Below are 18,162 nucleotides of genomic sequence, written 5' to 3' on the forward strand. Positions count from 1 at the left end.
CGGGTTCCGCCTCTCAGTCGCCGCCGGGTGCGCGGGAGTTGCCGTACCGCTCGGCCAGTTCGGCGACCGTGCGGGCGATGCGCGAGCGCAGTTCGTCCGGGGCCAGCACCTCGATGCCCGTGCCGAGGCGCAGGAATTCGGCGTGGGCGTGCTCGACGGACTCGATGGGGACCGTCGCGCGCGTCCAGCCGTCCTCGTCGGTATGTCCGTCGCGGCGGACCGCCTCCCCCGCCGGGCCGGTGAGCGTCGCCCCCGGGGCCAGCCGCACCACCGCCTCGCCGCGGTGCAGCAGGTCGTGGAAATCGCGCTGGTACGCCGCCCAGTAGGCGGCCAGATCGAAGTCGGCGGGGCGGGAGAACTCCTCGTCGCCGGTGGTGAGTTCGAGGATCTGGTCGACGCGGAAGGTCCGCGGTCCCGGCCCCGCGACGACGTACCAGCGGCCCGCCTTCAGCACCAGCCCGTACGGCTCCAGACGGCGCTCCACGTCGGTGGGCTCGCGCCAGCGGCGGTAGCGGACGTGCAGCACCCGTCCGCTCCAGACGGCGTCGGCGACGGCCGGGAGGTGCGGGGTGTCGTCGGCGTCGGTGTACCAGCCGGGGGCGTCCAGGTGGAAGCGGCCGCTGATCCGGTCGGCGTGGGTGCGCAGCTCCGCCGGCAGGGCGGCACGCACCTTGAGCTGGGCGGCGGCCAGGACCGAGCCGAGGCCGAGCTGGGCTGCCGCGGCGGGGGCGCCCGCGAGGAAGAGCGCCTCGGCCTCGCCGCTGGTGAGGCCGGTGAGACGAGTGCGGTAGCCGTCGAGGAGGCGGTAGCCGCCTGCGTGGCCCGCGTCGCCGTACAGCGGGATACCGGCGGCGCCCAGGGCCTCCACGTCCCGGTACACCGTCCGCACCGACACCTCCAGCTCCTCGGCGAGCTGGGCGGCGGTCATCCGGCCGCGGGTCTGGAGCAGCAGGAGGATGGAGACGAGTCGGCTGGACTTCACTGACACAGGATGGCAGTGAAGCGGCCTTAGCGTCCCGCCATGCCCTTCACGGAGAAACACCTGACCGTGCCGCCGCCGATCGAGGTGGCGGGACGGTGGGTCAAGCGCTACCACGTGACCGCCGACCCGGCGGGCATCGCACCCGAGGTCGAGGAGAGCGCCTACCGCTTCCTGCCCACACTGCTGCCGAAGCCGGACGGCACTCCCCCGGCGGCGTTCGTCGTCCTGCACCGGGGCGGTGACGACGGCGCCTATCTCAACGCCTACAGCTGGGTGTGGGACAACGTCCTGCACTTCGGGGGCGCGGCGGCGGGGCAGCCCGTCCTCGGCTGCCCGGACCACGACCCCACCCACTTCGTCGCGCCCGGCAAGCCGTGGATCGGCTGCGTCTGGGAGCTGCCGCCGATCCTGCACGAACGCGACGCCTGGGTGCGCCACATGCTCGCCCCCGACACCCCCGACCTCGACGCCTACCTGGCCGACTCCCTGCCTGAGGGAACCACTGGAGACCGCTCATGAGCAGCCCGCACGACTTCGACTTCTTCCACGGCGCCTGGCAGGTCCGGCACCGCAAGCTGACCGATTTCCTCGACCCGGGGAGCGCCTGGGAGGAGTTCACGGGCACCAGCGACTGCCGCCCGCTGTTCGACGGGACGGCCAACCTCGACGAGATCGACATGCCGCACCTGGGCTCCAAGGGCGCGACCCTGCGGCTGTTCGACCCGGCCACGAAGCTGTGGTCGCTGAGCTGGGCCTCCAGCCGCACCGGCACCCTGTTCCCGCCCGTCTTCGGTCGGTTCGAGGGCGACCGGGGTGAGTTCACCGGCAACGACACGCACGACGGCAAGGACGTGCTGGTGCGGTTCGTGTGGTCGGGGGTGCGGGACACCGCCGCCCGCTGGGAGCAGGCGTTCTCCCTGGACGGCGGCCGGACCTGGCTGACCAACTGGATCATGGACTTCAGCCGGCCGGAGGGTCCGCCGGCTTCCTGAAGGCCCGGAGCGTGAAGACCGGGTCGGGGCGCGGCCGGTCCTGGTCGGGCAGTTCCGCCAGCCGGGTGGCGAAGCCGTCGGCGAGCGGGTCGCCGGGCGGCAGTGTGACGAACCAGCCGCGTCTGAGGTCGGCCACCGTACGCCGGGGGCTGCGGCCCTGCCCGTGGCCCCGGAAGGAGGCCTGCCCGGCCGGGACCAGCCCGTGTCCGGCGGCGCCGGCCACGACGTCCGCCGCCGCGTCCCGGACCGGGCTCGGCGGACGGGAGGACAGGACGACATCGATGTCACTGCCCACGTTGTGGGAGGCGGCCTTGTCGACCGTCGTGATGTAGACCCCGCCGGGGCGCAGCACCCGGGCGCACTCGCCGACGATGGCCCGCACATCGGCGGTCCCGGCGGCCAGGTGCAGCAGCCACACGCTGCTGACGGCGTCGAACTCCCCGTCCCGGAAGGGCAGCCGCCTGCTGTCGCCGAGCAGGATCGCGCCGGGCAGCCGGGCGGCGGCCTGCCGGGCCATCGCGAGGGCGAGGTCGACGCCGGTCACCCGCATGCCCTCGCGGGCGGCGGCGAGCCGCCGGGTCACTATGCCGGTGCCGCAGCCGAGGTCGAGCAGGCTGCGCGTGTCCGGCGGTACGAGGCCCAGTACCGCTTCCGCGGCGGCGGCCGCCCTGGGCTCGCCGCCGCGCGAGGCGTCGTACCGCTCCGCTTCCTTGTCGTAGTCGAGCACCCGGTCAGTGTGCCCCGTGCCCGGGGGCCAGGTCCTCCACCCTGCGGGCGAGCTCGAAGTCCTTCTCGGTGACGGCGCCGCCCGCGCTGTGCGTGTGGACGGACAGCGCGACGGTGTTGTAGCCGAGGGTGAGGTCGGAGTGGTGGCCCAGCTCCTCCTGGACCTGGGCGATGTGCACGACCATCGCCGTCGCCGCGAAGTGCGAGCCGAGCCGGTAGGAGCGGGTGAGGCGGTCCGTGTCGAGCGACCAGCCCGGCAGCTCGGCCAGCCGGTCCTCGACCTCTTTCTGCGACAGCGGTTCGACGGGCATGGGCTGCGCTCCTTCCCTCGCGCCGGGGTCCTCGGTGTCCTCTCAGCCTGCCACAGCGGGGCGCCCGAGGCCCTGGTCGCAAGGGCGGTGCCTGTCCGGCACGGCCGGTTCTCGACTACGGTCCGGACATGACCACTCACCCGTCCACGGGCGGCCAGGGCGTGGGGCCGCTGCTGCGGGCCTGGCGGGAGCAGCGCCGGGTCAGCCAGCTGGAACTGGCCCTGCGCGCGGACTCCTCGGCCCGGCACATCAGCTTCGTCGAGACGGGCCGGTCCCGCCCGAGCGAGGAGATGGTGCTGCGGCTGGCGGAGCATCTGGACGTCCCCGTGCGGGAGCGCAACGCGCTGCTGCTGGCGGCCGGCTACGCCCCGCGCTACCCGGAGACGCCGCTGGACGACCCGGCGCTGGGCGCGCTGCGCGAGGGCATCGAGCGGCTGATCGGGGGCTACGAGCCGTATCCGGCGCTGGTGGTGGACGCGCTGTACGACGTGGTGGCGGCCAACCGGGGGATCATGACGCTGGTCGACGGCGTCTGCCCGTCCCTGCTGGAGCCGCCGCTGAACGCGATGCGGCTCGCCCTGCACCCGCGGGGGCTGGCGCCCCGCATCCGCAATCTGCGGGCCTGGCGCGGTCACCTGCTGGAGCAGATGGAGCGGCAGATCGCGCTGCACCGCTCCGAGCCGCTGCGGGAGCTGTACGAGGAGGTGGCGGCGTATCCGGTGCCCGAGGAGGATCCGGGGGCCGGGTCCCAGGAGCCCTCGGAGCCGGTGCCGTACTTCGCGCTGCCGCTGCGGATCGAGCACGAGGGGCGGACGCTGTCGTTCATCTCCTCCATCTCCACGTTCAACACCCCGATGGACGTGACCGTCGCCGAGCTGGCCATCGAGACGCTCCTGCCGGCCGACCCGGCGACGGCCAAGTACCTTCAGTCGCTGCTGTCCTGACGGGCCTTCAGTGCCGTGTGCTGGAGGACGGCGAACCCGGCCACGGTCAGCGCCTGGAGCACCGTCCACACGGCGCCCGCCGTGCTCGGAGTGAGCCACAGCGCCAGGGCCACCAGGCTCACGACCGTCCAGGCGAGGTTGGCCTCGACGACGGCCCGCACGCCGAGCGCGGGCGGCTGCCGACGGGAGGCCAGCAGGCCGACACCCGCCCCGTACGCGGCGAGGAACGCGCCCAGTGCGAGCAGCAGCGTGGCGTCGACGCCGAGGAAGCGCCCGAGGGGGCCGGGGAGCGCGAGGTAGGCGAGGGCGTTGGCGCCGGTCACCGCGGCGTCCAGGGCCAGGAAGCGGCGCAGCATCGACTGCGGCTCGGAGGTCCGGGCGAGTGCGGCGAGCTGGATCGCGGACATGGGGCATCACCCTCCGTCGGGTCATGGTGCGGCTGGGAGCCGGGTCCCGGGCCGGAGTGCGCCGGCCCGGGACCCGGTACGTCCACGATCCCGTCCTGGCCGGGCCCGGTCGATTACCCGCGGGGTAATGCCCCGGCGACACGTCCTTCTCTCGTGATCTCCTCGCCGTCGGCCCTGGGAGACTGCCGTCGGTACGTGGCAGACTGATCGCGGGCTTGGGCGCGTTGGGGAGGCGTGGCGTGAGTGAACGACGGGCCGCACCCACGGTGGGCCAGGTGGTGCTGGGCAAGCGACTCCAGGAACTGCGCGAGGCGGCGGGCATCGGCCGTGACGAGGCCGCCCGGGTGCTGCGCGTCGCCCCCGCGACCGTCCGGCGGATGGAGACCGCCGATGTCGCGCTGAAGATCCCCTACGTGCAGATCCTGCTGACCGCGTACGGCGTGCCCGAGGACGAGGTGGCCGCGTTCGTCGACCTCGCCGAGGAGGCGAACCGGCCGGGCTGGTGGCAGCGGTTCCACGACGTGCTGCCGGAGTGGTTCAGCCTGTACGTGAGCCTGGAGGGCGCCGCCCGGATCATCCGCTCCTACGAGCCGCACTTCGTGCCGGGGCTGCTGCAGACCGAGGGGTACGCGCGGGCGGTACTGGAGGCCGGCACCATCGCGAACGCGGGGCCGGAGGCGGTGGAGCGGCATGTGTCGCTGCGCATGGAGCGGCAGCGCCTGCTGGAGCGCGACAACCCGCCGCATCTGTGGGTGATCATGGACGAGACGGTGCTGTGCCGCCCGGTGAGCGTCGACGGCCGGGTGATGCGCGACCAGTTCGACAAGCTTCTGGAGTACGCCGCCCGTGACCGGGTCACGCTGCAGATCGCCGAGTTCAAGGACGGCCCGCATCCGGGGACGTACGCCCCGTTCTCGCTGTTCCGCTTCGCCGAGCCCGAACTGCCCGACATGGTCTTCACCGAGTATCTGACGGGCGCGCTGTACCTGGACTCCCGCAAGGAGGTCTCCGCGCATCTGGAGGTCCTGGACCACATGACGGCCCGCGCGGGCTCGGCCCAGCGCACGGAGGCGCTCCTGCGGGAGTACGGCGAGCGGTTCTGACCCGTACGGGCCCCGTCGGCGGGTGCCCTCCCCGGCCCGCCCCTAGCGTCGGCATCACGCGGCACGCAAGGGAGCGCACGCGAAGGAGGTCCGATGCCCGGATTCGAGCTGCTGTACCAGGCTGCCGCGCTGTGCCTGATGTACCCCGACGACGGCTTCCGCGCCCGGCTGTCGCTGCTGCGCGAAGCCGCCCCCCAGCTGAGGGAGTTCGCCGACCACGCGGCCGTCACCCCGCCCCGGGAGCTGGCCGCGCACTACGTCGAGGTCTTCGAGGCCGGGCAGGACCACAGCCTGTACCTGAGCGTCTGGCGCGAGGCGGCCCCGCCGCCCTCCGAGGAGGTCTACCGCGCGCATGGCCTGGAGACCACCGGCGAGGAACCGCCCGACTTCCTGCCCGCGGTCCTGGAGTTCGCGGCCCGCACGGGCAGCACCGAACTGCTCACGGAGCACCGCGACGGCCTGGATCAGCTCCGGTCCAGCCTCACCGACTTCGGCACGCCCTACGCGACGGTGCTGGACGCGGTGTGCGCGACACTGCCGCCGGCGCACACCGGCCGCTAGCCAGGACCGGCGATGGCGGTCCGGTCTACGCGGCGCCGCCCTTCTCGTCCCGCTGGTCCTTCTCCTCGTCCACGATCTCCGCGTCGACCACGCCCTCTTCTTCCTGTGCGGTGCCGGGAGATCCCTCGGTGGGGGCCTGCTGGGCCTGGGCGTACATCGCCTGGCCCATCTTCTGGCTGACGGAGGCGAGTTTCTCGACGGCGGTGCGGAGGGTGGCGGTGTCCGCCTGCTGTTCCAGGTGTCCCTTCACCTCGGTGACGGCCGACTCGACCTCGGTCTTGGTGTCGGCCGGGATCCTGTCGCCGTTCTCGCGGAGGAAGTTCTCCGTCTGGTAGACGAGTTGCTCGGCCTGGTTGCGGGTCTCGGCGGCCTCGCGGCGGTCCCGGTCCTCCTCGGCGTACTGCTCGGCCTCGCGCATCATGCGGTCGATGTCTTCCTTGCCCAGGGCCGAGCCGCCGGTGACGGTCATCTTCTGTTCGCGGCCGGTCGCCATGTCCTTGGCGGAGACGTGCATGATGCCGTTGGCGTCGATGTCGAAGGCCACCTCGATCTGCGGGACACCGCGTGGTGCCGGCGGCAGGCCCGTCAGGTCGAAGACGCCGAGCTTCTTGTTGTAGGCGGCGATCTCGCGTTCGCCCTGGTAGACCTGGATGCCGACCGAGGGCTGGTTGTCGGCCGCCGTCGTGAAGATCTCCGAACGCCGGGTCGGGATGGTGGTGTTGCGCTCGATGAGCTTCGTCATGATGCCGCCCTTGGTCTCGATGCCCAGGGACAGCGGGGTGACGTCGAGCAGCAGGACGTCCTTGACGTCGCCGCGCATGACGCCCGCCTGGAGCGCGGCGCCGAGCGCCACGACCTCGTCGGGGTTGACGCCCTTGTGCGGCTCCTTGCCGGTGAGTTCCTTGACGAGGTGGGTCACCGCGGGCATCCGGGTGGAGCCGCCGACGAGGATCACGTGGTCGACCGCGGAGAGCTTCACCCCGGCGTCGTCGACCGCCTGGTGGAAGGGCGCCTTGCAGCGGTCCAGCAGATCGGAGGTGAGCTCCTGGAACTGGGCCCGGGTCAGCTTCTCGTCGAGATGCAGCGGCCCTTCGGCGGAGGCCGTGATGTAGGGCAGGTTGATCGTCGTCTCGGTGGAGCTGGACAGCTCGATCTTGGCCTTCTCGGCGCCCTCGCGCAGCCGCTGCACCGCCATCTTGTCGTTTCCGAGGTCGACGCCGTACTGGCCCTTGAAGCGCTTGACCAGGTACTCGACGATCCGCTGGTCCCAGTCGTCGCCGCCGAGGTGGGTGTCGCCGTTGGTGGCCTTCACCTCGATGACGCCCTCGCCCATCTCCAGCAGCGACACGTCGAAGGTGCCGCCGCCGAGGTCGAAGACGAGGACCGTCTGGTCGTTCTCCTTGTCCAGGCCGTAGGCGAGGGCCGCGGCCGTCGGCTCGTTGATGATCCGCAGGACCTTCAGGCCCGCGACCTCCCCGGCCTCCTTGGTCGCCTGGCGCTGATGGTCGTCGAAGTAGGCCGGGACGGTGATCACCGCGTCGGTGACGTCCTCGCCGAGGTAGGCCTCCGCGTCCCGCTTCAGTTTCTGCAGCACCCGGGCGGACAGCTCCTGCGCCCGGTAGCGGGTGCCGTCCACGTCGCCCTGGTCCGGGAAGCGCCAGCTCGCGTCGCCCATGTAGCGCTTGACCGAGCGGGCCGTGCGCTCCACGTTCGTCACGGCCTGCCGTTTGGCGACCTCCCCCACCAGCACCTCGCCGTTCTTGGCGAACGCCACGACCGAGGGTGTGGTTCTGGCCCCCTCCGCGTTGGCGATGACCGTGGGCTCACCGCCCTCCAGCACGGCCACCACCGAGTTCGTGGTCCCGAGGTCGATCCCGACCGCTCGTCCCATCGCTGTCCCCTTCCGTCAGGGCACCGGCCACCCACTCCCCACTCTCCAGCACAAAACTTGAGCGCGCTGTTGTCAATGCCGCGAAGGAGTGATCGGCCCGCGCAGGGCCACGGCGCGCCGGGGCCGGTCCGTGACCAGCACGTCCACGCGCGGGTGGGCGAGGAACGCCCGCATCAGGGTGTCGTCGTTGACCGTCCACACCATGGTGAACAGGCCGCGCCGGGTCGCCTCGCGCAGCACGGTGGTCCTGGCCAGCCGCTGGTGCACGGCGACTCCGTGGGCCCCGCAGGCGCGGATCCGGCGGGCGGGGAACAGTTCGCTCAGCCGGGTCCCGGGCAGCCGGGACAGGGCGAGGTCCTTGCGGTCGCGTCCCAGAGACAGCGCGGTGCGCACCCCGGGGAAGGCCCGGGTCACGGCGGCGAGGGAACGGTCCTCCAGTGTCGTCACGACGAGTCCGTCCACGCCGAGCAGGGCCACCGCCCGGTCGACCACCTCCTGCTCGTAGCCCACCTCCTTGAGGTCCAGGTGGGCCACCAGCCGTCCGGCGATCAGCGCCATGACCTCGTCCACCACCGGCACGTCGTAGCCGGCCCGCTCGCTCAGCTCGGCGTGCGTGAGCCGGGACAGCGGCGGCCCGGTGGGCCCGACCCGGGGGTCGTGGTAGACGACGAGGACACCGTCGGCCGTGCGGCGGATGTCGAACTCGACGTACTCCGCGCCGGACTCCAGCGCGTCCTTGTACGCCTCCCAGGTGGCGGCGTCGGCGCGCTCGGAGCCGCCCCGGTGGGCGGAGACCGCGGGGCGTGGCGTCATGGTCGGGGGCTCCCGGAGGGCGGGCGTGGCGGCGGCAGGGGTACGGCGTCGTCGGACGTGGGCAGCAGTGAGCCGGAGCGGGTGCTGATCCGTCTGAGCAGGACGTATCCGATCACGACGAGGACGACGAAGGGGAGCCAGGCCAGCGCGTAGGCCGTGCCGTAGGAGCGCAGGTCGAGGATGGAGCGGTGCTCGTCGACGTTCGTGCCGTTCACGCCGAAGAAGGCGAGCAGCAGGGTCGGCGGCAGGGCGATCAGGGTGGCGGCGGCGACCAGGCCGGACACGGTGCGGTCGCGGCGCTCGTCGCGCTCGGCGAGTTCGGCGTCCAGGGCGGCGGAGCGGGCGCTGATCACCGAGGTCAGCCGCTCGACCATGCGGGCCGAGTTCTCCAGGCTGTCGCGGATGCCGAGCGCGTCACGCTGCGAGGACTGGAAGGCCTCCATGACCATCTCGGGGATCAGCAGGCTGTCGACGTAGGCCTCGACGCCGAAGGCGAGGTCCAGCTGGAGTTCGTTGACGCCGGCGGAGAGGCGGGAGATCAGGGAGCGGATCTCGGTGGGCGAGTCGGTCAGGGCCTGCTCGTTGGCCTTCATCATGGCGAAGGCGGCGAGCCGGGTGCGCTGCAGCACGGCCAAGGCGGAGACCATGCCGACGGCGACGAGCATCAGGCCGTTCTCGACGTGCGGGGCCCAGCCGGCCTGGACGGAGACGCCCCGGCCGAGGGCGGACAGGGTGAGGCCGTGGTTCCTGAGATGCGGCGCGAGGCTCGCGTCGTAGGGCGTGGCGGGGTTCCAGGGCATCCGCCCGCGGTAGACGATCTCGTTCAGCAGGATCGCCTTGCGGGCCTCGTCGACGCTGAGCAGTTCGCGGTGTAACCGGCCGCCGGGGAAGACGAGTTGGTGCACGTTCTGGCCGAGGGCGAGCGGGCGGCCGAGCTGCTCGGTCAGCGTCTGGAACAGCGGGCGGTCGTCGAGTTCGATGCGCTCCCGGTCGAAGCAGGTCGTGGCCAGCCAGGCGGCGAGGTCGCCGGCCGTGGTCTCACCCGCGAAGGCGCAGTCCACGACCAGGGTGGCGTCGCCGCGCGGGGTGGCGACGACGAGGATCCGCAAGGAGGCGAGGCCCAGGCCGTGGTCGCCGTGCGGCAGCCGCAGCCGGCGGGGCGCGATCCGTTCGTCGAGGACCGGCACGGGGAGCACGTCCTGGCTGGTCATCAGGTGGGAGGCGAAGCGGCCGTAGTCGTAGCGGTCGACGAGGGCGCCGAGGCCTGTGTCCCGGGGGCGGAGCCGTCCGGAGAGGCTGAACAGGAGCAGGACGCGGGTCCGGTCGCGGGTGGCGGAGTCGAGCACCGTGGCGTTCGGGGACGTTCCCGGCAGCATCGCGTTCCTTCCGGCCGGCCGGTTCGAGAGCGTCTGGTTCCTACCCCGGCCGCAGGTGGCGAACCGACGTCGCGCGGGCCGCCCCTGGTGGGCGACCCGCGCGACGGGGGTGTGTCGGGTCAGGCGAGCTTGGCGGTCAGCGTGATGGGCGTGGCCTTCAGCGCCTGGCTGACCGGGCAGCCGGTCTTGGCCTCCTCGGCGGCGGCGAGGAAGGCCGCCTCCTCGATGCCGGGGACGGTGCCCTCGACGGTGAGGTGGATGCCGGTGATGCCCTCGCCGGGCTGGAAGGAGACGTCGGCGGAGGTGACGAGCTTGGTGGGCGGCGTCCCGGCCTTGTTCAGGATGTTGGAGAAGGCCATGGAGTAGCAGCTGGAGTGGGCGGCGGCGATCAGCTCCTCGGGGCTGGTCTTCCCGTTCGCCTCCTGGGCGCGCGACGCCCACGTGACCGGCTGCTCGCCGATCGCACCGGAGGTGTCGAAGGTGACGACGCCATTGCCCTCGAGCAGGCTGCCTTCCCAGACGGTGTGTGCGGAGCGCGTGGTAGCCACGGTTCTTCCTTTCGCGTACGGACTCGCGGTGGGCCCGTCTCCGGGTCCCCTGCCCCCATCCGATCACACCCGTGGCGCCGCGTCCGCGCACGCGCCGAATTCAGGCCGCGCGTTCCTCGCTGCTCTCCAGCGGCACCTGAGGGCCGTTCGACTCGCGCAGCCAGCGGCGCAGGACGCGGTGGACGTGCTCGGCGCCGACGAGTTCCGCCCCGTCCGCCACCGGTGCGGACAGGACGAGCGGGGACAGCAGGAAGGGTTTGCCCTGGGCGCCGCCGAGGCCGCCGTGGGAGCCGATCTGCTCCTCGAAGGCGAGGACTTCGCCGTCGGCCGGGTCGTGGAAGGAGTTGACCATGATGTCGGCGGTGTGCGGGAAGGAGTGCGTACGGCGCACCGCGTCGGCCGCGCCCGGCCCGAACGCGGCGAGCGGACCCGGGTCGTCGTCGAGGCCGGCCAGCGGGATCTCGGCGCCGTTCGCCCCGAGGACGACTCCGCCGTGCTCGTCGCTGCGGACCAGCAGGAAGCCGATGCCGGGGTGGTTGGCGAGGGTCGGCAGCAGCGCGGGGTGGCGGGCGTCGATCTCCTCTTTGCTCATCCGGTGTGTGACGTCCGGGAAGGAGACCAGGCCGAGGTTGCCGGAGGCCAGCACGATCGGCTCCGGGCGGCGCGCGGGGCGGTGCCGCTCGCCGCCCTCCTCGACCGGGATGCGCAGGGCGGCCCGCACGGCGGCGCGGGCCTCCGCCCCGCTGCGGGTGCGCTCCGCGCTGCGCGACACGGGCAGTCCGCACCCCGCCCGCACCAGATCGCCGAGGGTGAGGCCGTAGCGGGAGCGGAAGGTCTCGCCGGGGCTCTGGCCGTGGTCGGACAGCACCACGATGCGGTACGGGCGCGGGGCGTGCTCGGCGACGCTCTCGATCAGGGCGAGCGACCGGTCGAGCTTCTCCAGGACCTTCTGCGCGTCGCGGCTCGCCGGGCCGGAGTGGTGGGCGACCTCGTCGTAGGCCACCAGATCGGCGTAGACGGCGGCGCGGCCGACGAGCATGTCGCCCGTCACCGAGGCGACGACGACGTCCCGCTCGACGACCGTCGCGAAGGCCCTGACGAACGGGTAGAGGCCCGCGCGGGAGACCCTCGGGCGCTGCTTGCGCAGCCGGGCCCGGGTGGACTGGCCGATCTCCCGGCCGACGTCGGCGACGAAGGACAGGGCGGTGCGCACGGCGTTGGCCGGATCCGAGAAGTAGGCGAAGTAGCCCGCCCGGGAGCGGTTCTCGCGGCTGCGGCGGCGGGTGGCGATGGACAGCACGAGGGCCTGCTGCTCGGCGCCGCCGCTGAACAGGTTGCCGCGGCTGGCGCCGTCGACGGTGAGCAGACCGCCGTGTCCCGCGTACTCGACGGCGCGGCGCTGGAGCTCGGCGGCGCTGGTCGGGCGGTTGCAGACGACGACCTCGCGGGTGTCCTTCTCGTACCAGCGGAAGGCGGGGACGTCGTGGTTGCTGCCGTGCAGGATGCCGAGCTGGCTGGCGCCGGTCTGGCTGGACCAGTCGGTGCGCCAAGGGGTGAGGCGGTGGGTGGAGCGGCCGCCGTCACCGAAGTCGAGCCAGCGGGCGACGGTGGGCATCAGGCCCTTGCCTACCGCGTCCAGCAGGACGTCGTGGCCGACGCCGTCGAGCTGGAGGAACACCGTGCCGGGGCTGGACGGGCTGGGCGGCCCGGACCGGCGGCGGCGGTCGGAGAGGCGGTACAGCCTGCGGCGGTAGGCGTCGTCGTCGCGCACGGCCAGGGCGGCACCGGTGGCGGACGCCACCGCGGACATCACGGCGGCGACCACGACGGCCGTCTCCGGGGCGGCGGCGCCGCGCTCGGCGGGGTTGAGACGCAGGGCGAGCAGCAGCAGCGCGCCGTTCAGGAAGAACACCAGCAGCCCGAGCACGAGCGCCGGTACGAGGAGCAGGAGCCGGACGAGCAGCGGCCAGACCACGGCCGACAGCAGACCGAAGGCGCCGGCGCCGAAGGCCGCCGTGACGGCGATGTCGGTGGCGCTGTCGCCGCCCTCCGAGCGGAGCCGGAAGTCCGGCAGGATACCCGCGAGCAGGAGCAGGGTGACGGTGGAGACCGCCCACACGGCGACGCTCCGCCCGATCTGACTGGCGACCCGCCGCCATCGCACGCCCCGCACGCCCAGCCACCTCACGTCCCGGCCCGCCGCCGCGGGCTCTTCCCCACCCTGTCACAACGCCCGGGGAACGCCTTTTGTCCCTCGAACCGCCCCCTGAAACCCCCGGCGGGCCGAGGTCACGCCGTTCGCGGCGGCCGGGTCACCGTCCGTCGTAGCCCGCCGTCGGCATCGACAGCCGGCGGTGCACGCACGCCTTCATCGCCGCGTCGTACGCCGGCTCCGCGTGGCCCACCATCTCGACGCGTACGCCGCGCCTCGCGCACTCCGCGGTGAACTCCTCGACGGAGGCGAGCGCGCTCTCCAGGACCCGGCGGCTGGGCGCCACGAACAGGTCGAGACCGGGCCGGACGCCGTCCCACAGGGCGCCGTGGTCGGGACGCAGCCCACGGACCAGTAACTCCCGGCTGACCACATAGCCCCGCTCGGCGGCCCAGCGGGCGCACATCGCGTGCTGGCTGCGGGAGTCGACCAGGAACGGATCGTCGTCCAGCTCCTCCAGCGGCGTCAGACTCGCGATCGCCGTGACCCGTACCGGCACCATGGCGTCCCCCCTCACCTCCGGTTCAGCCGCCGACCCTACTCCTGCCCGTAGGCTTCGGGGAGTCGCGCGAAGGAGGCAAAGAAGTGCCGGTGGAGATCACGTGGTGGGGTCATGCCACGTGCACGGTGGAGGACTCGAACGTGCGCGTGCTCACCGATCCTCTGTTCGCACGCCGGCTCGCACACCTGCGGCGCCGGCGCGGAGACCTGCCGCCCCCCGGCGCCCGTGAAGCGGACGTGGCACTGGTCTCGCATCTGCACGCCGACCATCTGCATGTGCCCTCGCTGATGCGGCTCGCGCCGGGCACGCGCCTGCTCGTGCCCCGGGGCGCGCGCCGGGCGGTGCCCGGACTGCGCCGGCTCACGCACCTGCGGGTGAGCGAGGTGGCTCCCGGGGACGAGACCCCGGTCGGTGACGTCGTCGTACGGGCCGTGCCCGCGCGGCACGACGGGCGGCGGCTGCCGCTCGGACCGCACCGCGCCCCCGCGCTCGGCTATGTCATAGCCGGCGAGGCCCGGACCTACTTCGCCGGGGACACCGGGCTGTTCGACACGATGGCCGAGGAGGTCGGACCGGTCGAGGTGGCGCTGCTGCCGGTCGGCGGCTGGGGACCGTACCTGGGCGAGGGGCATCTGGACGCGGGACGGGCGGCGGAGGCCCTGGCCCGGCTGGCGCCGTGCAATGCGGTGCCGGTGCACTACGGCACGTACTGGCCGATCGGGATGGACGCCGTGCGCCCCCATGAATTCCACGCGCCGGGGGACGAATTCGTACGGCTGGCGGCCGGCCGCGCACCCGAGGTGGCGGTGCACCGGCTCGGGCACGGGGAGAGCGTGCGCCTGAAGGGCACGCGGTGACCTGGACCGCGCCCGTGGCGCAGGCGGGTCTGCCCCTGCTGGCGGCGTCGGCCGTCACCCCGGCGGCCATCGTGCCGACCTCCACACAGCAGGCGGTCGGCTATCCGACGCTCTTCCTGCTGGTGCTCGCCGGGGCGCTGGTGCCGGTGATTCCGACGGGGGCGCTGGTGAGTTCGGCGGCCGTGGTCGCCTTTCACCAGACGTCGCCCCTGTCGCTGGCGATGGTGTTCCTGACGGCGTCGGTGGCGGCGTTCCTCGGGGACGCGACGCTGTACTGGCTGGGGCGGCGGGGGCTGAGGTCGAAGAACGGCTCACGCTGGCTGGAGGCGATCCGGTCGCGGGCGCCGGAGGACCGGCTGGCTCAGGCGCAGGAGAAACTCGCCGCGCACGGGGTCGCGGTGCTGGTGCTGTCCCGGCTGGTGCCGGCGGGGCGGATTCCGGTGATGCTGGCCTGTCTGCTGGCGGAGTGGCCGTTGCGGCGGTTCTCGCGGGGGAATCTGCCGGCGTGTCTGGCGTGGGCCCTGACGTATCAGTTGATCGGGATTCTCGGGGGGTCGCTGTTCGATGAGCCGTGGCAGGGGGTGGTGGCGGCGATCGGGCTGACCTTGGTGATCAGTGCGGTGCCGAGTTTGTTGCGGCGGGTGCGGTAGCGCCATTGAGGCGCGGTTGTCGTCGGGGTGCGGGTTGTTGGTGGTTGCTCGCGCAGTTCCCCGCGCCCCTGAAGTCGATTCCCTACAGGACGCTTGAAGCGCCGATCGGCATGTCCCAGAGGTTGTCGCGTGCCAGGCCTGCCTTGTCCCAGGCCGCTTGTACGCGCTGGAGGGGCTCCAGGACCGGTTCCGCCGAGAGGACGAAGGTCGCCCAGTGCATGGGGGCCATCCTGGTCGCGCCCAGGTCCTGGGTGGCGCGGACCGCTTCCTCCGGGTTGCAGTGGACGTCGCTGAGCCACCAGCGCGGGTCGTAGGCGCCGATGGGGAGGAGGGCGAGGTCGATGCCGGGGTAGCGGCGGCCGATGCGGGAGAACCAGTGGCCGTAGCCGGTGTCGCCGGCGAAGTAGACGCGCTGTCCGTCCCGGTCGGTGAGCACCCAGCCGCCCCACAGGCTGTGGCAGGTGTCGGTGAGGGTGCGCTTGGACCAGTGGTGGGAGGGGACGAAGTCGAAGCGGACGCCGTCCAGTTCGGCCGCCTCCCACCAGTCGAGTTCCGTGACGCGGGTGAAGCGGCGGCGGTGGAACCAGCGGGCGAGCCCGGCCGGGGCGAACACGGGGGTGTCGCGCGGGAGGCGGCGCAGGGTGGGGGCGTCCAGATGGTCGTAGTGGTTGTGGCTGATGACGACGGCGTCGACGCGCGGCAGTTCCTCCCACGGGACGCCCACGGGCGTGATGCGGGCGGGGGTGCCGAGGATCCGGCGGGACCAGACCGGGTCGGTGAGGACCGTGAGTCCGCCGACGCGCAGCACCCAACTGGCGTGTCCCGCCCAGGTGACGGCGATGGTGCGGGCGTCGACGCGGGGCAGCGGGCCGGGGGCGTAGGGCAGCCGGGGGATGTCGGCGAGGCCTTGGGGGCTCGGTCTCACGGAGCCTTCGCGGGCGAAGCGGGCGATGGCCTTGAGGCCGGGAAGCGGGGCGGTCAGCCGGTCGTGGAAGGTGCGCGGCCACACCCTCCGCTCGGCCAGCGGGCGGGGTTCGGCCAGGGGCGGGAACGGGGGTGCGAGCGGGGACGGGAGCGCCGGGTCGTCGGCTTCCGGGGTGGGGGTCGTCACGGTGGTCGACTCGGACTGCTGCGTCATCGAGGAGGCTCCCATCGCTGAGCTTCGTCGCGGAGTTCGTCGAAGACCGACCCCAGTCGGGTCAACGCGCCTCGCACATGCGGCAGTTCCAACGGCGCGGGCGAGGTGAGGCATTCCGCGCGCTGCGGGTCGGAGGCGGGCAGCAGTGCGCCGGTCGACAGCCGCACGCGCGGGGCTTCGAGGTCGTCGCCGAAGCGGTGGCCGCCCGGCGCGGGCATGCCGAGGCGGGCGGAGAGGAAGTCCTCCAGTTCCTGGGCGTCGCCCACGCCGTGCGCGGTCAGCGCGGGGCGCAGCGGGGTGAGGTCCACGTACAGGTGCCGGCCGGCGTGCGGGGGCCGGGCGAGGGCGCCCGCCGTGACGACGGCCGAGTGCGCGGCGGCGGCCAGGCGCGCGTGCAGGCGCACGGTGGCGGCCACGCGCGCCGTGACGGGTTCCGGTTCGGCCAGGGCGTATCCGGCCGCCGCGGCGACCGGGGCGGCGACCCGGGCGTCGAGCGCGGTGAGGACGTCGAGCACGCGCGCGTGGAGGCCGTCGCCGTCCTCGCCGGCCGGGAAGCGGGCCACGGCGGCGGGCCAGCCGGGCGGGAGGAGGGAACCGGCCAGGTCGGTGACGACGGTGACCCGGTCGGGCAGCATCTCGGCGGGGCTGAGCAGCACCGTGTCGTGCGGGTCGTGCAGGGTGTCGCGCCAGGTCTCGTCGCTGACCAGGTGCAGGCCCTCCCCCTGGGCGGCCTCGAGGGTCTCGTGCAGCAGCTCGGGAGGGGAGACGGTCGCGGTGGGGTCGTCGGCGACGGACAGCACCAGCAGGCGCGGGTCGCCGCCCTCGGCACGGACCCGGCGCACGGTCTCCAGCAGGGCGTACGGATCGGGGACGCCACCGCTCTCCGGCGGGGTCGGCACATGGAAGGCGGGCCGCCCCAGCAGACGTGCGTACGGCGCCCACCAGGCCGCGCAGGGCCTCGGCACCAGGACGTCACCGCCGAGTGCGGCGGTCAGCGCGAGCAGCAGGGAGGGCGCTCCGGGGCCGGCGGCCGCGCGGTCGGGGGCGCAGTGCAGTCCGCGCCGGTCCCAGTAGCCGCAGGCGGCCTCCCGCAGGGCGGGGCCGCCGCCGACCGGTTCGTGGTCACCGCGGGACGCCGCGGCGGCGAGCACCGCGGACAGCTCCGGCAGGACCGGCAGCCCGTCCTCGGGGAGCGGCGGCCCGAACCGGACGGGTCCGTGGCCTTGCGGGTCCGTCCGCCGCATCCGTACCTCCGCAGTGCCTGGTGCCGCCGTGTTCCGGTGATCCGTACGGTGCGGCTCGTGCCCTCGGCCACTGAGTACCCAGGGTGCCGCCGCCCCATGGGCGCCCCGCCGGGTTGTGACGGTCACGGCATGAGCGGGCCGGGACCGGTCAGATCAGGTCAGGTCAGCGGTAGGGGTCGCTCTCCCGGGTGCGCAGCCGGTGCACGGCGGCACCGAACGCGCCGGCGATCAGCAGCCCGCCCGCGACCAGGGCCGGCACGGAGTCGGTGAAGGCGCCGCCGTCACCGGCCCGGACCCCGCGCTGGATCACGGCTCCGCCGCACTCGGTGTCGTGGGGGTGGTGCGATTCGTGGCGGGGTTCGGGGCACGGCTTGTGGGTGGGCCGGTGCGTGGGCTCGTGGGTGGGCTTGTGGGTCGGCTTGTGGTGGCCACCGCCGCCGTGGGTCACCGTGAACGTCGCGCTCCACTCCTTGCCCTCACCACCCGGAGCGGCCGGGCAGGTGCCGTCGACGGTCCACGCCGAGTCCTCGCCGAGGGCGTCGGGATCGCCCTCGAAGTTCTCGGCGGACGCGATGCGGGCGGTGCCCCGGTAGGCGGGCCCGGACATCTTGTCGTCGTTGCCGGTGACCCTGCGCAGCGGGACTGTGCCGTCGTCGAAGGCCTGCGAGGTGGCGTCGATGGTGTCGGGCGGCGGACCACCGGTCGGATCACAGCTCACCGAGACGGTGAGCGTCCCCCCGGGCTCGACGGTGGCGGGAGCGACCTCGGCGGCGGGTTCGGCGAGGACGACGGGTGCGAATCCCATGAGCGCGGACCCGGCGAGTACGGCGACGGAGAGAGCGTGCACGGTGCGGCGCATGGAGGGGACTCCTTCGGGCGACGGCAGAATGTCCCTCTGCCATCAC

20 protein-coding genes are annotated in these 18,162 nt (G+C 73.3%); 7 read left to right on the forward strand and 13 right to left on the reverse strand.

Annotated elements, in window-relative coordinates; genetic code table 11:
* Positions 1-13 precede the first annotated feature (13 nt).
* Entirely contained in the window at positions 14-982 is a 969-nt protein-coding gene (locus NNW99_RS05245; protein WP_215117521.1) for a YafY family protein, read from the reverse strand.
* A 39-nt stretch (positions 983-1,021) separates the two neighbouring features.
* Here NNW99_RS05245 and NNW99_RS05250 point away from each other — a divergent pair, with 39 nt between their 5' ends.
* Both NNW99_RS05250 and NNW99_RS05255 read left to right on the forward strand, forming a co-directional pair.
* Positions 1,022-1,501 carry a hypothetical protein gene (locus NNW99_RS05250; RefSeq protein WP_215117522.1) on the forward strand — a complete coding sequence of 160 codons (480 nt, stop codon included), beginning with the start codon at positions 1,022-1,024 and terminating at the stop codon, positions 1,499-1,501.
* Complete coding sequence (locus NNW99_RS05255; RefSeq protein ID WP_215117523.1) at positions 1,498-1,974, forward strand: hypothetical protein; 477 nt, start codon at positions 1,498-1,500, stop codon at positions 1,972-1,974. The genes NNW99_RS05250 and NNW99_RS05255 overlap by 4 nt, the downstream gene beginning before the upstream one ends.
* Here NNW99_RS05255 and NNW99_RS05260 read toward each other — a convergent pair.
* Positions 1,943-2,701: a class I SAM-dependent methyltransferase gene (locus NNW99_RS05260; protein ID WP_215117524.1), complete on the reverse strand. Its 759-nt coding sequence runs from the start codon at positions 2,699-2,701 to the stop codon at positions 1,943-1,945. The two genes, NNW99_RS05255 and NNW99_RS05260, sit on opposite strands and share 32 nt — an antisense overlap.
* Before the next feature lie 4 nt (positions 2,702-2,705).
* Positions 2,706-3,011: a 4a-hydroxytetrahydrobiopterin dehydratase gene (locus tag NNW99_RS05265; protein WP_215117525.1), complete on the reverse strand. Its 306-nt coding sequence runs from the start codon at positions 3,009-3,011 to the stop codon at positions 2,706-2,708.
* 128 nt (positions 3,012-3,139) lie between these two features.
* On the opposite strand from NNW99_RS05265, the gene NNW99_RS05270 reads away from it, so the two are divergent.
* The gene (locus tag NNW99_RS05270; RefSeq protein WP_215117526.1) at positions 3,140-3,955 is read left to right on the forward strand and encodes a helix-turn-helix domain-containing protein; all 816 of its coding nucleotides are present in this window, start codon (positions 3,140-3,142) and stop codon (positions 3,953-3,955) included.
* Here NNW99_RS05270 and NNW99_RS05275 read toward each other — a convergent pair.
* Entirely contained in the window at positions 3,937-4,362 is a 426-nt protein-coding gene (locus tag NNW99_RS05275; RefSeq protein ID WP_215117527.1) for a hypothetical protein, read from the reverse strand. The genes NNW99_RS05270 and NNW99_RS05275 overlap by 19 nt on opposite strands.
* A 239-nt stretch (positions 4,363-4,601) precedes the next feature.
* On the opposite strand from NNW99_RS05275, the gene NNW99_RS05280 reads away from it, so the two are divergent.
* On the forward strand, positions 4,602-5,465 hold the full coding sequence (locus tag NNW99_RS05280; RefSeq protein ID WP_215117528.1) for a helix-turn-helix transcriptional regulator: 864 nt from the start codon (positions 4,602-4,604) through the stop codon (positions 5,463-5,465).
* A 93-nt stretch (positions 5,466-5,558) separates the two neighbouring features.
* Complete coding sequence (locus NNW99_RS05285; protein WP_215117529.1) at positions 5,559-6,026, forward strand: nitrate reductase molybdenum cofactor assembly chaperone; 468 nt, start codon at positions 5,559-5,561, stop codon at positions 6,024-6,026.
* A 25-nt stretch (positions 6,027-6,051) separates the two neighbouring features.
* On the opposite strand, the gene dnaK is transcribed toward NNW99_RS05285, so the two are convergent.
* From dnaK to NNW99_RS05315, 6 genes are all read right to left on the reverse strand, one after another.
* Positions 6,052-7,917, reverse strand: coding sequence for a molecular chaperone DnaK (gene dnaK / locus NNW99_RS05290; protein ID WP_215117530.1), 1,866 nt, complete (start codon positions 7,915-7,917; stop codon positions 6,052-6,054).
* A 72-nt stretch (positions 7,918-7,989) separates the two neighbouring features.
* Entirely contained in the window at positions 7,990-8,730 is a 741-nt protein-coding gene (locus NNW99_RS05295) for a glycerophosphodiester phosphodiesterase family protein (RefSeq protein WP_215117531.1), read from the reverse strand.
* Positions 8,727-10,106 (reverse strand): hypothetical protein, encoded by a 1,380-nt coding sequence (locus tag NNW99_RS05300; protein WP_215117532.1) that lies wholly within the window; start codon positions 10,104-10,106, stop codon positions 8,727-8,729. Before NNW99_RS05300 ends, NNW99_RS05295 begins: the two co-directional genes overlap by 4 nt.
* A 119-nt stretch (positions 10,107-10,225) precedes the next feature.
* Positions 10,226-10,654, reverse strand: a complete 429-nt coding sequence (locus tag NNW99_RS05305; protein ID WP_215117533.1) for an OsmC family peroxiredoxin — start codon at positions 10,652-10,654, stop codon at positions 10,226-10,228.
* A 100-nt stretch (positions 10,655-10,754) separates the two neighbouring features.
* Positions 10,755-12,827 (reverse strand): phage holin family protein, encoded by a 2,073-nt coding sequence (locus NNW99_RS05310; RefSeq protein ID WP_215117534.1) that lies wholly within the window; start codon positions 12,825-12,827, stop codon positions 10,755-10,757.
* A 139-nt stretch (positions 12,828-12,966) separates the two neighbouring features.
* Positions 12,967-13,368, reverse strand: a complete 402-nt coding sequence (locus NNW99_RS05315) for a hypothetical protein (protein WP_215117535.1) — start codon at positions 13,366-13,368, stop codon at positions 12,967-12,969.
* 83 nt (positions 13,369-13,451) lie between these two features.
* Here NNW99_RS05315 and NNW99_RS05320 point away from each other — a divergent pair, with 83 nt between their 5' ends.
* On the forward strand, positions 13,452-14,225 hold the full coding sequence (locus NNW99_RS05320) for an MBL fold metallo-hydrolase (RefSeq protein ID WP_215117536.1): 774 nt from the start codon (positions 13,452-13,454) through the stop codon (positions 14,223-14,225).
* A gap of 35 nt (positions 14,226-14,260) precedes the next feature.
* The gene (locus NNW99_RS05325; RefSeq protein WP_370869194.1) at positions 14,261-14,875 is read left to right on the forward strand and encodes a DedA family protein; all 615 of its coding nucleotides are present in this window, start codon (positions 14,261-14,263) and stop codon (positions 14,873-14,875) included.
* 82 nt (positions 14,876-14,957) lie between these two features.
* On the opposite strand, the gene NNW99_RS05330 is transcribed toward NNW99_RS05325, so the two are convergent.
* From NNW99_RS05330 to NNW99_RS05340, 3 genes are all read right to left on the reverse strand, one after another.
* Positions 14,958-16,013: an MBL fold metallo-hydrolase gene (locus NNW99_RS05330; RefSeq protein ID WP_215117537.1), complete on the reverse strand. Its 1,056-nt coding sequence runs from the start codon at positions 16,011-16,013 to the stop codon at positions 14,958-14,960.
* Entirely contained in the window at positions 16,010-17,257 is a 1,248-nt protein-coding gene (locus NNW99_RS05335) for an aminotransferase class I/II-fold pyridoxal phosphate-dependent enzyme (protein ID WP_215117538.1), read from the reverse strand. The genes NNW99_RS05330 and NNW99_RS05335 overlap by 4 nt, the downstream gene beginning before the upstream one ends.
* Before the next feature lie 163 nt (positions 17,258-17,420).
* Positions 17,421-18,116 carry a hypothetical protein gene (locus NNW99_RS05340; protein WP_215117539.1) on the reverse strand — a complete coding sequence of 232 codons (696 nt, stop codon included), beginning with the start codon at positions 18,114-18,116 and terminating at the stop codon, positions 17,421-17,423.
* Positions 18,117-18,162: the final 46 nt, after the last annotated feature.

This window comes from Streptomyces sp. CRCS-T-1 (assembly GCF_024442335.1).
Classification (GTDB): Bacteria; Actinomycetota; Actinomycetes; order Streptomycetales; family Streptomycetaceae; genus Streptomyces; species Streptomyces koelreuteriae.